Source organism: Streptomyces sp. W16, from assembly GCF_033194735.1.
Taxonomy (GTDB): Bacteria; Actinomycetota; Actinomycetes; order Streptomycetales; family Streptomycetaceae; genus Streptomyces.
This window is the reverse complement of sequence record NZ_JAWOAI010000061.1, coordinates 1-13,423: the sequence shown is the minus strand read 5'-3', so window position 1 is coordinate 13,423 and position 13,423 is coordinate 1. Positions and strand designations below refer to the sequence as shown.

13 protein-coding genes are annotated in these 13,423 nt (G+C 69.5%); 5 read left to right on the top strand and 8 right to left on the bottom strand.

Annotated features, from left to right (window positions below; translation table 11 throughout):
• Positions 1-146 precede the first annotated feature (146 nt).
• Complete coding sequence (locus R6V09_RS11160) at positions 147-1,076, top strand: sugar ABC transporter substrate-binding protein (protein ID WP_317881223.1); 930 nt, start codon at positions 147-149, stop codon at positions 1,074-1,076.
• Between the two features lie 40 nt (positions 1,077-1,116).
• On the opposite strand, the gene R6V09_RS11155 is transcribed toward R6V09_RS11160, so the two are convergent.
• The 7 genes from R6V09_RS11155 to R6V09_RS11125 form a co-directional block, all read right to left on the bottom strand.
• Positions 1,117-1,518 carry a rhodanese-like domain-containing protein gene (locus R6V09_RS11155; protein ID WP_317881211.1) on the bottom strand — a complete coding sequence of 134 codons (402 nt, stop codon included), beginning with the start codon at positions 1,516-1,518 and terminating at the stop codon, positions 1,117-1,119.
• Positions 1,515-2,054 carry a cysteine dioxygenase gene (locus R6V09_RS11150; RefSeq protein WP_317881210.1) on the bottom strand — a complete coding sequence of 180 codons (540 nt, stop codon included), beginning with the start codon at positions 2,052-2,054 and terminating at the stop codon, positions 1,515-1,517. The genes R6V09_RS11155 and R6V09_RS11150 overlap by 4 nt, the downstream gene beginning before the upstream one ends.
• 240 nt (positions 2,055-2,294) lie before the next feature.
• Positions 2,295-3,890 carry an FAD-dependent monooxygenase gene (locus R6V09_RS11145; RefSeq protein WP_317881209.1) on the bottom strand — a complete coding sequence of 532 codons (1,596 nt, stop codon included), beginning with the start codon at positions 3,888-3,890 and terminating at the stop codon, positions 2,295-2,297.
• 175 nt (positions 3,891-4,065) lie between these two features.
• Positions 4,066-4,974, bottom strand: coding sequence for an amino acid ABC transporter permease (locus R6V09_RS11140; protein WP_317881208.1), 909 nt, complete (start codon positions 4,972-4,974; stop codon positions 4,066-4,068).
• Complete coding sequence (locus tag R6V09_RS11135) at positions 4,971-5,636, bottom strand: amino acid ABC transporter permease (RefSeq protein ID WP_317881207.1); 666 nt, start codon at positions 5,634-5,636, stop codon at positions 4,971-4,973. Before R6V09_RS11135 ends, R6V09_RS11140 begins: the two co-directional genes overlap by 4 nt.
• A gap of 51 nt (positions 5,637-5,687) precedes the next feature.
• Positions 5,688-6,530: a glutamate ABC transporter substrate-binding protein gene (locus R6V09_RS11130; protein ID WP_317881206.1), complete on the bottom strand. Its 843-nt coding sequence runs from the start codon at positions 6,528-6,530 to the stop codon at positions 5,688-5,690.
• Between the two features lie 199 nt (positions 6,531-6,729).
• Entirely contained in the window at positions 6,730-7,506 is a 777-nt protein-coding gene (locus R6V09_RS11125; RefSeq protein WP_317881205.1) for an amino acid ABC transporter ATP-binding protein, read from the bottom strand.
• 287 nt (positions 7,507-7,793) lie between these two features.
• Between R6V09_RS11125 and R6V09_RS11120 the strand changes: the two genes are divergently transcribed.
• A complete protein-coding gene (locus tag R6V09_RS11120) occupies positions 7,794-8,480 on the top strand; it encodes a response regulator transcription factor (RefSeq protein WP_317881204.1) in 687 nt (228 codons plus the stop codon).
• 9 nt (positions 8,481-8,489) lie between these two features.
• Positions 8,490-9,902 (top strand): sensor histidine kinase, encoded by a 1,413-nt coding sequence (locus R6V09_RS11115; protein ID WP_317881203.1) that lies wholly within the window; start codon positions 8,490-8,492, stop codon positions 9,900-9,902.
• A gap of 66 nt (positions 9,903-9,968) precedes the next feature.
• Here R6V09_RS11115 and R6V09_RS11110 read toward each other — a convergent pair whose 3' ends face one another.
• Positions 9,969-10,967 (bottom strand): TAXI family TRAP transporter solute-binding subunit, encoded by a 999-nt coding sequence (locus R6V09_RS11110; RefSeq protein ID WP_317881202.1) that lies wholly within the window; start codon positions 10,965-10,967, stop codon positions 9,969-9,971.
• An 88-nt stretch (positions 10,968-11,055) separates the two neighbouring features.
• Here R6V09_RS11110 and R6V09_RS11105 point away from each other — a divergent pair, with 88 nt between their 5' ends.
• Positions 11,056-11,493, top strand: coding sequence for a MazG nucleotide pyrophosphohydrolase domain-containing protein (locus tag R6V09_RS11105; RefSeq protein WP_317881201.1), 438 nt, complete (start codon positions 11,056-11,058; stop codon positions 11,491-11,493).
• Positions 11,494-11,556: 63 nt separating this feature from the next.
• Positions 11,557-13,074 (top strand): tRNA (N6-isopentenyl adenosine(37)-C2)-methylthiotransferase MiaB, encoded by a 1,518-nt coding sequence (miaB, locus tag R6V09_RS11100; RefSeq protein ID WP_317881200.1) that lies wholly within the window; start codon positions 11,557-11,559, stop codon positions 13,072-13,074.
• The last annotated feature ends 349 nt before the right edge of the window (positions 13,075-13,423 follow it).

Below are 13,423 nucleotides of genomic sequence, written 5' to 3'. Positions count from 1 at the left end.
CTGCTGCCGTCACTCCCCGGCCCTCCCGCCTGCTGAGCCGCAGCCAGGCCCGCCTGAGTGTCTTCAGGCCGATCCATCGGCTGATCCTTCGCGTGTCATGAAAGGCGGCCCCCTTGTTCCCGCCCGCGCACCACCGAAGATCGCTGGTGGCCTCCCTGGTCGGTGTCGGCCTCTTACTGAGTGGCTGTGGACTGGAATCGAGTGCCGAGCCCGCCGACGACGGGCCGATCACACTCGGGTTCGTCAATGGCGGCAGTACCGAGTTCCACACCTGTCTGCAGGAGTCGATCGCGAACACGGCCAAGAGCAACTTCGCGAGGCTCGTCACTGCCAACTCGCATCAGGACGCCGCGCAGGAACTCTCCAACATCCAGGCCATGATCGCGCGCCATGTCGACGCGATCATCGTGCAGACCGTGAACACCAACGCGCTCAAGAGCGACATCGCCAAGGCCAAGAGGGCGCACATTCCGATCTTCCTGACCTCGGTCAGTGCCGATCCGTCCGACATTCTCGGAGCCGTCGTCGTCGACCTGAAGGCGGTGGGCAAGCTCGACGCCGACTGGATCGAGGACGACGCCGCCGGTCGCGAGGTGCAGGTGGCCGTCATCGCGGGTGCGCCGGGCGCCGCCTCCGACCTGCTCGTCGGCGGATTCACCAAGGGACTGCCGGCGAACGCGAAGGTGGTCGCGAACCAGCCCGCCATGTTCGTCGCCGCGAAGGCGAAGATCGTCGCCGAGGGCATGATCAAGGCGCATCCCGGTCTGGACTACGCCTTCGTCGCCAACGAGGAGATGGCCTTCGCCGCCCGCAAGGCGTTCGACGCGGCCGGCGGCAAGGGCGTCAAGATCGTGACGGTCAACGGCACCGACGAGGCCCTCGCCGCCCTCAAGGACGGCCGCTTCGCCGCCACCGTCTCCAACTCGGCCAAGGACACCGGCGAACTGGCCGTCACCGACGTCATCAGCCTTCTCCGTAAGGAGAAGGTGGAGAAGATCGCCACGACCCCGGCCCGCCTGGTCACGAAGGCCAACGCGGACACCGCCCCGCTCTACTGCCCCTCCGACGGACTGTGAGCGGAGGCGGGGCCGGACTGTCGCGTTGTAGACACTGTGTCTACAACGCGACAGGCAGTCCCGCTGCCTTCCAGGCCTGGAAGCCGCCGACCAGGTCCGTCACGCGGTGCAGGCCCAGTCGGTGCAGGGACGCGGCTGCCAGGCTGGAGGCGTAGCCCTCGTTGCAGATCACCACGACGCGCAGGTCGTGGCCGGTGGCCTCGGGGGCGCGATGACTGCCCTGGGGGTCGAGGCGCCACTCCAGTTCGTTGCGCTCGACGACCAGGGCGCCGGGGATGAGACCGTCCCGGTCGCGCAGGGCCGCGTAGCGGATGTCGACCAGGAGAGCCGTGCCGTCCCGGGCGGCGTCGTACGCCTCCCTGGCCTCGATCCGCTGGTAGTCCGCGCGGACCCGCTCCAGCAACTCGTCTATGCCGGGCGGTTGTTCGCGTACGGCACTCACTGCCAGTCCTCCGGGCGCTCGACCTGCTCCAGGCGCAGCACCGGGCCGGTGCGGCTGTAGCGGCGGATCTGCGGCAGCGGTGGGTAGTAGGCGTGGACGGAGATCGCGTGCTCTTCGGTGGACTCGTTGAGTACCTCGTGGACGTGGTGGTGGCCGAAGGCGCGGCCCTTGCCGGTCGGCAGCCGCCGCTCGCGGTCCACGCCCTCCTCCAGTTCGAGGGTCTTCCAACCGTGGCTCGGGAGCCGGGCGGCGAGCGAGTTCTCCTTGAGCTCACCGGCGGCGGTGAGGAAGGCGCCCACCGAGTCCGCGTGGTCGTGCCAGCCCGTTCCGCTGCCGGGCGGCCAGCCGATCAGCCAGGCCTCGCTGCCACCGGGCCCTTCGAGCCGCACCCACGTGCGGCCCTCGGGGTCGAGGGGGAGCGAGGCGATGAGCTCGGAGTCGGCGGCCGTACGCCGTACGAAGTCGAGCAGATCCGCCTGCGTCGGAGCCTGGGCGGGCGCGGCGGGGGACACGGGGGCAGAGGGGGATACAGACACGTGCACCGTCCTGATGAGTGTTCGCGAGAGCACGCGCGGACCCACAGAAAGGGCGCGCGCGAGGGAGAGAGATGCGAATTCAGCAGGAGACGTGACAGACGCAGCCCACGTAGCGGACGAGGTCCAGATGGACCTTCCGCCAGAGGTGGACAGAGGTGTCGGTCATGATCCGGAGTACAGCACGAGGGTGCGTACGGGTCAACTCAGCGTCACTATGTGGACAGTTAGCGTACGCAGGCCTCAGCGTGAGCCGGCCGTGGCCTCCGTCTTCGCCGGGCCGCCCAGGGTCGCTTCGGCCGCCGCGTACAGGTCGGCCGGCCGGACCCCGCTCAGGGCGGTGACCAGGTGTCCGTCGGGCCGTACGAGCAGGACGGTGTGGGCGGCGGCGCCCGGGTAGTTCTCGGCGACCAGCAGTTCGGCCGGGTGCGGCAGCGCCGTCACCGCGGCGGCCAGGCGTGGCATGACCCCGGCGGTCACCCAGTGCTTGCGCTCCCACACGCCCGTGCCCGGTGCGACCAGTACGACCAGCAGGGCACCGCGCCCGAGGCGGTCCCGCAGCCGTACGAAGGAGCCGTCCTCCGCGGTGACCCGGACATCGGTGACCGGCGCACCGGGCGCGGTGTCGACGGGGACCTCCGCCTCGATGTGCCGGGGCGCGAGCGGCGAGTCGGCGTACGCCCCCGGCGCACCGAGCACGCCGCGCCCCAAGTGACCGTCCGTGAGCAGTGAGTCGTGGCCGCGGGCCGAGCCGGGCACGACCAAGCGCAGCCCGGCACCGCCGCGCACCAACGGCAGCGCCTGGTCGGCCGCGCGCAGCCGGGCCGCGACGACCGCCCGCCGCTCCGCCTGATAGCTGTCGAGCAGCGCCTCGTGCGGCCCGTGATGCCAGGCCGACGCCAGCTTCCAGGCGAGGTTGTCGGCGTCCCGCAGCCCCTCGTCCAGCCCCTGCGTACCGAGCGCCCCCAGCAGATGCGCCGCGTCCCCGGCGAGAAACACCCGCCCCACCCGCCACCGGCGCGCGAGCCGGTGGTGCACGGTGTGCACGCCGGTGTCGAGCAGCTCGTACGGCGGTGTCGGCCCCTCGGTCCAGCCCGCGAGGGTCTCCCGGATACGGGTGAGCAGCAACTCGGGTGTGACCAGGTCCTTGCCCGGCGGCAGCAGCCAGTCCAGGCGCCACACGCCGTCCGGGAGAGGGCGTCCGGTAACCTCCCCGGCCGAGGGTCCGGACGTCCGCCACGGCGGCACCCGATGCAACAACGCCTCGTCGGGCCACGGAAGTTCCGTGCGCAGCGCGGCCACGGCGTGTCGCTCCACCGCCGTACGGCCGGGGAAGCGGATGTCCAGGAGCTTGCGGACGGTCGAGCGCGGGCCGTCGCAGCCGACCAGGTAACTGCCGCGCCACCAGGTGCCCTTGGGGCCGCGGGTGTGGGCGGTGACGCCCGAGGTCTCCTGCTCGACCGCGTCGAGGCGGTTGTCCACGGCGATCCTCACCAGCCGCTCGCCCGCGAGGGCCTGGCGCAGGGCGCCGCTGAGCACGTGCTGCGCGATGTGCAGCGGGGCGGGCTCGGTGTCGTCGAACGTGATCTCGCGCATCACCTGCTTGCGCCGCATCGACCGCCATCCGGCCCAGCGCGAACCGAGCTTGGCGAGCGGCACGCCGGTCAGCCGCTCCAGCAGCGCCGCGGTGTCCTCGCGCAGGACGACGGTCCGCGCGGGGCGCGGTTCGTCCTTGCCGGGACCCTCGTCGAGTACGACGGAGGGCACCTCCTGCCGCGCCAGCGCCAGGGCGAGCGTGAGCCCCACGGGCCCCGCTCCGACGATGATCACCGGGTCCACGGTGCGGCGCCCCCTGCCCGTGACGGTGTCCTCAGGGACGCATGTGAACAGGAAGTTGGAGCAGGGTGCACGATCACAGAACGTATGCAACCCATTGCCGGTGCTTGCGTCAAGTGACGGAGGCAGTGGCGATCATGCCACTGCCTCCGTGTCGTTCATGCCGTATGACCGATCATCAGATCGTGCCGCCTGCGCCGGTCCCGAAGCCGCCCGCCACCTGCGCGGGGTTGAGCCCGGTGGCATCTTCGAGGGCGACGGTCGCGCCCGTGCTCTTCTTGCTGCGCCGCAGCCTGCGCTCCAGCCAGCTCGCGAAGGTGGTGAGAACGAGGTTCAGCAGGATGTAGATGACCCCGACGACGATGAAACTCGCCACCACGTTGGCGTAGTTGGCCGCGAGGGTGCTGCGCGAGTTGAGCAGCTCGGTGAGGCCCAGCATCACCCCGCCCAGCGCGGTGTCCTTCACGATGACCACGAGCTGGCTGACGATGGCCGGCAGCATGACGGTGACGGACTGCGGGAGCAGGATGCTCGTCATCGTCTGGCCCTTGCGCAGCCCGACCGCGTACGCGGCCTCCGTCTGCCCCTTGGGGAGGGACAGGATGCCCGCCCGGACGATCTCGGCGAGCACCGAGGCGTTGTAGAGCACCAGGCCGGTGACGACGGCGTACAGGGGCCGATCCTCGCTGCCGATGTTCGTGGAGCGGACATAGAACTCGTTCGCGAACAACATCATCAGCAGGACCGGGATCGACCGGAAGAACTCGACCACTACGCCGGCCGGGACGCGCACCCACCGGTGGTCGGACATGCGGGCGATGCCGAACAACGCGCCCAAGGGGAGGGCGATCAGCATGGAGAGCGCGGCGGCCTTCAGGGTGGTGCCGAGACCCGGCAGCAGATACGTCGTCCAGGCGTCCGACGTGGTGAACGGCTGCCACAGGAACCACTTCAGCTGGCCCTTGTCGTCCATCGTCCGCCAGATCCACCACAGGAACGCGGCGAGCAGGACGACGAACGCCACGGACAGGAGCACGTTGCGCCGTCTGGCGCGGGGGCCGGGCGCGTCGTAGAGGACGGAGGTCATCGCTTCACCGCCAGTCGCTTGCCCAGCCAGCCGAGGAAGAGGCCGGTGGGCAGGGTCAGTACCACGAAGCCGAACGCGAAGACCGCACCGATGGCGACCGTCTGGGCCTCGTTCTCGATCATCGTCTTCATCAGGGCGGCCGCCTCGGCGACACCGATCGCCGCCGCCACGGTCGTGTTCTTGGTGAGGGCGATCAGTACGTTGGCCAGCGGTGTGATGACCGCGCGGAACGCCTGCGGAAGGATGACGATCCGCAGCACCTGACTGAAGCTCAGCCCGATGGCGCGGGCCGCCTCGGCCTGGCCGACGGGCACGGTGTTGATGCCGGAGCGCACCGCCTCGCAGACGAAGGCCGCGTGGTACGCCACCAGGCCCAGCAGCGCCAGCCGGAAACCCTGCACCTTGAAGTCGGACGCGCCCATCGTCACGCCGAAGATGTCGGCGAGGCCGAGCGAGCTGAAGACGATGATGACCGTCAGGGGGATGTTCCGGACGGTGTTCACATAGAAGGTGGCGAAGCCACGCATCAGGGGGACCGGGCTGACCCGCATCGCGGCCAGCAGGGTGCCCCAGACCAGGGAGCCCAGGGCGGAGATGACGGTGAGTTTCACCGTCATCCAGAACGCCCCCAGGACGTCATAACCTTGAAGAAAGTCGAACACGATCTCCCGCGCTTCCGGGTATGGGGCCTGCCGTACCGGCGATTTCCAGGCTTACTTGACGATGTTGCCGATCTTCGGGGCGACCTCGTTCTTGTACCCGGCCGGGCCGAAGTTCTTGGTGACCGCCGTCTGCCAGGCGCCGCTGCTGACCATCTTCTCCAGCGCGGTGTTGATCTTGGTGACGGTCGCGGAGTCGCCCTTCTTGACGCCGATGCCGTAGTTCTCGTTGCTGAGCTTGAGGCCGGCGAGCTTGAACTGACCCTTGTACTTGTCCTGCGAGGCGAAGCCCGCGAGGATCGAGTCGTCGGTGGTCACCGCGTCCACGGCGCCGCTCTGCAGGCCCGCGATGCACTCCGAGTAGCCGCTGTACTCACGGAGGTTGGCCTTCGGGGCGATCGTGTCGTGGATGTTCTGCGCCGAGGTCGAGCCGGTCACGGAACACAGCTTCTTGCCGTTGAGGTCCGTGCCCTTGGCGATCGTCGAGGCCTGCTTGACGAGCAGGTCCTGGTGGGCCAGCAGGTAGGGGCCGGCGAAGTCGACCTTCTGCTTGCGCTCGTCGTTGATGGAGTACGAGGCCGCGATGAACTTGACGTCACCGCGTGCCAGCGCGTTCTCGCGGTCGGCGCTCTTGGTCTCGACCCACTCGATCTGGGCGGGCTTGTAGCCGAGTTGCCCGGCCACATAGGTCGCCACGTCCACGTCGAAGCCGGCGTAGGTCCCGTCCGGCTGCTTCAGGCCGAGGCCGGGCTGATCGAACTTGATGCCGACCTTGATCTTGCCGCTGCCGCTGGAACCCGAGCCGGAGTCGTCCTTGTCGCTGCTCCCGCAGGCCGTCGCGGCGAGCGAGAGGACGAGCGCGGTGGCTGCGACGGCGGTGACCTTGCGAAGCTTCATGATGAACATCCTTTGGGTCGTGGGGAGATGAGGGCCCGTCAGGGCACGTGGCGGTGGCTCTGGCGGCGTGCGGGATCCTCGGTGGCAGTCGGCCGCCACCCGTCGTCGACGGGCCGCCAGCGGCCGGCTGTCGGCGTTCTTCGGTGTTCTTGGGTGCTGCCGTTGTTCTTCGGTGCTCTTGGGCGTTCTCGGGTGGTCGTCAGTGGTGCAGGATCTTCGACAGGAAGTCCTTGGCCCGGTCGCTGCGAGGGTTGCTGAAGAACTGGTCGGGCACGGCCTCTTCGACGATGCGGCCGTCGGCCATGAACACCACGCGGTTGGCCGCCGAACGCGCGAAGCCCATCTCATGGGTGACGACGATCATCGTCATCCCGTCTCGGGCCAGCTGCTGCATGACCTCAAGGACCTCGTTGATCATCTCCGGGTCGAGAGCCGAGGTGGGCTCGTCGAAGAGCATCACCTTGGGGTCCATGGCCAGCGCCCGCGCGATGGCGACACGCTGTTGCTGACCGCCGGACAGCTGCGCCGGGTACTTGTCCGCCTGGGTGGCCACGCCGACCCTGTCGAGCAGGGCCCGGGCCTTCACCTCGGCCTGCTTCTTGTCGGCCCTGCGGACCTTGACCTGGCCCAGCATCACGTTCTCCAGCACGGTCTTGTGTGCGAAGAGGTTGAAGGACTGGAAGACCATCCCGACGTCGGCACGCAGCCGGGCCAGCTCTCTGCCCTCCTGGGGCAGCGGCTTGCCGTCGATCGCGATGGCGCCCGAATCGATCGTCTCCAGACGGTTGATCGTGCGGCACAGAGTGGACTTACCGGACCCCGAGGGCCCGATCACCACGACGACCTCACCGCGGGCGATCGTCAGATCGATGTCCTGGAGTACGTGCAACGCGCCGAAATGCTTGTTGACGCTCTTCAGGACGACCAGTTCGCCCGTCGGGACCGCGTCTTCCTTGGCCACCGATACCTTGGTCATCGCTTGCTGGCTCCGTCCTCCTCGGTTGCGGAGGACAGTAGTGAGCCCTTACGACCAGCGTCATTACATCTGAGGGAGATCTGAGCATCACGATCTGATAGCAATCGGACACGTGTCGTAGCACTTTCGCGAGGACCCGTACCGGCTGCGTAACGGAAACCGCGCGCAACCGGAACCCACTTGACGGCGTCTTCGTCCATCAGCGTGACTGCCTGGGTGCACGCGCGCGTGAGACGTGCTTTCGTACAGGCCGAGACCACACGAACGATGAACCGGAGGGGGCCGGGATGAGACTGCTCCTCGTCGAGGACGACAACCATGTCGCCGCCGCTCTGTCCGCGGTCCTGGCGCGGCACGGCTTCGACGTCACCCATGCCCGCAGCGGCGAGGAGGCCCTCCAGGCACTCGTCCCCGAGGGCGATGTCTTCGGAGTCGTCCTCCTCGACCTGGGCCTGCCCGACCAGGACGGCTACGAGGTCTGCGGCAAGATCCGCAAGCGCACCAGCACCCCGGTGATCATGGTGACCGCGCGGTCCGACGTACGTTCCCGCATCCACGGCCTCAACCTCGGAGCCGACGACTACGTGGTGAAGCCGTACGACACCGGCGAACTGCTGGCCCGCATCCACGCCGTCAGCCGGCGCAGCGTCCACGAGGACGCGAGCGGGGCCGGAGACACCGCGCTGCGGCTCGGCCCGGTGCGCATCGAACTGCCCACCCGCCAGGTCAGCGTGGACGGTTCGGTCGTCCAACTGACCCGCAAGGAGTTCGACCTGCTGGCGCTGCTGGCGCAGCGTCCCGGGGTGGTCTTCCGGCGGGAGCAGATCATCAGCGAGGTGTGGCGCACCAGTTGGGAGGGCACGGGACGGACCCTGGAGGTGCATGTCGCGTCCCTGCGCGCCAAACTGCGGATGCCCGCGCTGATCGAGACCGTACGAGGCGTCGGCTACCGGCTCGTCGCCCCGGCCGCGTAGCGGGCACGGGTGCGCACACGACTCCTCCCGCTGCTCATCGTCCTGATGGCGGCCGTTCTGCTCGCCCTCGGCGTCCCGCTCGCCATCAGCGTCGCCGCGGCCCAGCAGCAGAAGGTGATCGTCGACCGCATCGACGACACCGCGCGGTTCGCGGCGCTCGCCCAGTACGTCACCGACGTGCCCACGGGCACGCGCCCCGCCGACACGGTCCCGGACGAACGTCAGCAGACCCTGGACCGCGAACTCGCCAGCTACTACGAGGTCTACGGCATCCGCGCGGGCGTCTTCTACCGCACCGACACCTCCATGGCCAACGCGCCTGACGACTTTCTGCTCCCCGAGGCGGGCGAGGTCCGCGACGCCTTCGACGAGGCCCTGCTCAGCCGCCGCAGCCACGACCCGCAACAGGTCTGGCCCTGGCAGCGCCACCGCCTGGTCGTGGCCTCGCCGGTCATCCGGGACGGCGACGTCATCGCGGTCGTGGTCACCGACTCGCCCACCGGGCCAATGCGTTCACGGACCCTGCGCGGCTGGCTGACGATCGGCGCGGGGGAGGTCGGCGCCATGCTGCTGGCGGTCGGCGCGGCCCTACGGCTGACCGGCTGGGTCCTGCGGCCCGTACGCGTGCTCGACGCCACCACTCACGACATCGCCACCGGACGCCTCAAGTCCCGGGTCGCAGCTGCCGGCGGGCCGCCGGAACTCCAGCGCCTGGCCCGCTCGTTCAACGAGATGGCGGACAACGTCGAGGACGTGCTGGAGCAGCAGCGCGCCTTCGTCGCCGACGCCTCGCACCAGTTGCGCAACCCGCTCTCGGCGCTGCTGCTGCGCATCGAACTGCTCGCGCTCGAACTGCCGGAGGACAATGACGAGATCGCCTCGGTCCGCACCGAGGGCAAACGCCTGACCCAGGTCCTGGACGATCTGCTGGACCTGGCACTGGCCGAACACGCGGAAGCGGACCTCAGGATCACCGACATCGGCGCGCTGACCGCCGAGCGCGTCGCCGCCTGGTCCCCGACCGCAGAGGCCAAGGGTGTGCGCCTGGTGGGCAGTTGTCCGCCCACCACCGCCTGGGCCGACCCGATCACGCTGTCCAGCGCCCTGGACGCGGTGATCGACAACGCGGTGAAGTTCACGCCCGAGGACGAGTGCGTCGAGGTCACGGTCGCGTCGAACGGCGAGACCACCACGGTCGTCGTCACGGACCACGGCCCAGGTCTCACCGAGGAGGAACTCGCCCGCATCGGCGACCGGTTCTGGCGCAGCGGCCATCACCAGAACATCAAGGGCTCCGGCCTCGGCCTGTCCATCTCCCAGGTCCTGCTGGCCGCGGGCGGCGGTTCCCTGACGTACGACCACCACGAGCCGCACGGGCTCAGGGTGACCGTGTCGGTGCCCAGGAGCGGGCCGACGGCCTGAGCGTGCCCGCGGCTTGAGCGGAGCGCCTCACCGGCCCCCTGTGCGCCTACAACGGCCCCTGTGTGCCTACGGCTTGACGGAGCGGTAGTAGCGCCGCGCGCCCTCGTGCAGGACCAGGGGGTCGGTGTAGATCGCCGTGCGCAGGTCCACGAGCTGCGCGGAGTGCACATGCGCGCCGATGCCGTCCCGGCTCTTGATCACGGTCCTGGTGATCCACTCGGTGAGCCTGGGGTTCAGGTCCTTGCGGGTCATCAGCAGGTTGGAGACGGCGATGGTGGGCACCGTGGACCCTCGCTGGATGTCGGGGTAGGCCGACTCCGGCATGTTGGTGGCGCGGTAGTAGCGGGTGGCCTCGCCCTGCTCGTGCATCTTCGCCACAAGGGTGGCCTCTATCGGCACGAACCGGAACGAGTAGTGGGCCGCCAGGTCCTTCAGGCCGTCCGTCGGCAGCCCGCCGGACCAGAAGAAGGCGTCGATCTTGCCGTGCTTGAGCAGGTCAGGTCCGGTGTCGATGCCGGCCGCGACCGGCTTGACGCCCTTCTTCGGGTCGATGCCGGCCGCCGCGAGCACCCGGGTCGCGATCAGTCGCACACCCGAGCGGTCCGGCCCTATCGCCACCCGCTTGTTCCGCAGATCGGCGACCGAGTTGATGTCCGAGTCGCGCGGGACGATGAGCTGGACGTAGTCGTCGTACAGCCGCGCGATCCCGCGCAGCCCGGCGGCACCGGGCTTGCCGTCCGCCTCGTACGTCTCCACCGCGTCGGCCGCGGCGATGGTGAAGTCGGCGTGGCCGGTCGCCACGCGCGCGACGTTCTCCTGCGACCCGGCGCTGTTCACCAGCTTCACCTTGAGGCCCGGCATGTCCTTGTCGAGCTCGGCCTGCAGCAGCTTGCCGTACTCCTGGTAGACCCCGAGTGGTGCCCCGGTGCTGAAGGTGATCGTCCCGGTCGGCGGCTCGTCGCCCAGGGGCAGCAGCCACCACAGCAGCAGCCCGAACACGACGAAACCGGCCGCCGCGCCCGTCAGGGCCCGGCGCCTGCTGATACGGGAGAACACCTTGAGCATGCGCGCGATCCTGCCAGCCCTTGCGCGGTACTGACCAGGGCCGGGCTCACGGGCCGGTGGTGTCAGTGGCGGCCGTTAAGGTCGTGGCATGAGTTCTTCGCCCGCCGACCTGGTCCGCGAATTCCACCTCGCCTTCGGGCTCGACGCCCGCAGCACACCCACCGAGGTCGCCCCCGACCTCGCCGCCCACCGGGGCGAGCTGCTCGCCGAGGAGGCCGCGGAGGTCGCCGAGGTCTCGGTGAGCGGCCCCCTCGACCGACTGGCGCACGAACTGGCGGACGTCGTCTACGTCGCGTACGGCACGGCCCTCGTCCACGGCATAGACCTCGACGCGGTGATCGCCGAGGTCCACCGCGCGAACATGACCAAGATCGGCCCGGACGGCAAGATCGCCCGCCGGGCCGACGGCAAGGTCCTCAAGGGCGAGCACTACGAGACGCCGGATGTGCCGGGGGTGCTGCGCAAGCAGGGGTGGAGCGGCGGTCGGCGTGCCGGAACTCCGGATTCCGGCCGTAGCTCCGAGTGATGTGAGCCACGGCGGTTCTCAGCCGCAGAAAGAGTCACTCCCGGCACCGCCTACCCTTGTCGCATGAGCAGCGGTGACCGGAGCGGGGCAGTGGACGTCAAAACGTACGAAGTGCGCACCTACGGGTGCCAGATGAACGTCCACGATTCCGAGCGGCTCTCCGGCCTCCTGGAGGGTGCCGGTTACGTGCGCGCGCCCGAGGGTTCGGACGGTGACGCCGACGTCGTCGTCTTCAACACCTGCGCCGTGCGCGAGAACGCCGACAACCGGCTCTACGGCAACCTCGGGCGGCTCGCCCCGATGAAGACCAAGCGCCCCGGGATGCAGATCGCGGTCGGCGGCTGCCTCGCGCAGAAGGACCGCGACACCATCGTGAAGAAGGCGCCCTGGGTGGACGTCGTCTTCGGCACGCACAACATCGGCAAGCTGCCTGTCCTGCTGGAACGCGCGCGTGTGCAGGAGGAGGCCCAGGTCGAGATCGCGGAGTCCCTGGAGGCCTTCCCCTCGACGCTGCCGACCCGGCGCGAGAGCGCCTACGCGGCCTGGGTGTCGATCTCCGTCGGCTGCAACAACACGTGCACCTTCTGCATCGTCCCGGCGCTGCGCGGCAAGGAGAAGGACCGCCGCACCGGCGACATCCTCGCCGAGATCGAGGCCCTGGTCGGCGAGGGCGTCTCCGAGATCACCCTGCTCGGCCAGAACGTCAATGCGTACGGCTCCGACATCGGCGACCGCGAGGCCTTCAGCAAGCTGCTGCGGGCCTGCGGGACCATCGACGGCCTGGAGCGGGTCCGGTTCACGTCTCCGCACCCGCGTGACTTCACCGACGACGTCATCGCCGCGATGGCCGAGACGCCGAACGTGATGCCGCAGCTGCACATGCCCATGCAGTCCGGTTCCGACCCGATCCTGAAGGCCATGCGCCGGTCCTACCGCCAGGAGCGGTACCTGGGGATCATCGAGAAGGTCCGCGCGGCCATCCCGCACGCCGCCATCACCACCGACATCATCGTGGGCTTCCCCGGGGAGACCGAGGAGGACTTCGAGCAGACGATGCACGCGGTCCGTGAGGCACGTTTCGCGCAAGCGTTTACGTTCCAGTACTCCAAGCGACCCGGCACCCCGGCCGCGACCATGGAGAACCAGATCCCCAAGGAGGTCGTCCAGGAGCGCTACATGCGCCTCGTCGCCCTCCAGGACGAGATCTCCTGGGACGAGAACAAGAAGCAGGTCGGCCGCACCCTGGAGCTGATGGTCGCCGAGGGCGAGGGCCGCAAGGACGGCGCCACCCACCGCCTCTCCGGGCGCGCCCCCGACAACCGCCTCGTCCACTTCACCAAGCCGGACCAGGAGGTCCGCCCCGGTGACGTGGTGACGGTCGAGATCACCTACGCCGCCCCGCACCACCTCCTCGCCGAGGGCCCCACCCTGAACGTGCGTCCCACGCGCGCGGGCGACGCCTGGGAGAAGCGGAACGCGGCCGAGGCCGCCAAGCCGGCCGGCGTGATGCTGGGCCTGCCGAAGATCGGCGCTCCCGCGCCGCTGCCGGTCGCCACGGGGAGCGGCTGCGGCTGCGACTGAGGGGTTCGGGCACACGTCGGTACTGCAGAGCGGGTCAGGGCAGGGTTGAGGCGCGGGGGTGAGGCTCCCCGCGCGGCAGTGCAGGGTTCCGTGGAGTGACGGCACGGCAGCCTCGCGAGTAGGTGTTCACGCGCGCGTTGGCGGGTCTCGTGGAATGACGGAGCGTCAGTCCCACGGCAAGGCATCTCCGCGCGCGGGGGCGGGGCACCGCGCAGCCGTCGCCGTCCCGGGCGGGCGTCCCCGCGCCGCACGGCTGTCCTCGCGCCCGACGCCGTCCCCCGCCCGACGGCGTGGCCAGGTGGGCTGTCGGTGCTCCTTGTTAGTGTTCCGGCCATGCTCGTAGCCAGAG

Excerpts from the sequence above, each read along its gene's own strand:
- R6V09_RS11120 (WP_317881204.1), top strand. The coding sequence starts at position 7,794 with ATGAGACTGCTCCTCGTCGAGGACGACAACCATGTCGCCGCCGCTCTG.
- R6V09_RS11140 (WP_317881208.1), bottom strand. The coding sequence starts at position 4,974 with ATGACCTCCGTCCTCTACGACGCGCCCGGCCCCCGCGCCAGACGGCGC.
- miaB (WP_317881200.1), top strand. The coding sequence starts at position 11,557 with ATGAGCAGCGGTGACCGGAGCGGGGCAGTGGACGTCAAAACGTACGAA.
- R6V09_RS11130 (WP_317881206.1), bottom strand. The coding sequence starts at position 6,530 with ATGAAGCTTCGCAAGGTCACCGCCGTCGCAGCCACCGCGCTCGTCCTC.
- R6V09_RS11105 (WP_317881201.1), top strand. The coding sequence starts at position 11,056 with ATGAGTTCTTCGCCCGCCGACCTGGTCCGCGAATTCCACCTCGCCTTC.
- R6V09_RS11110 (WP_317881202.1), bottom strand. The coding sequence starts at position 10,967 with ATGCTCAAGGTGTTCTCCCGTATCAGCAGGCGCCGGGCCCTGACGGGC.
- R6V09_RS11125 (WP_317881205.1), bottom strand. The coding sequence starts at position 7,506 with ATGACCAAGGTATCGGTGGCCAAGGAAGACGCGGTCCCGACGGGCGAA.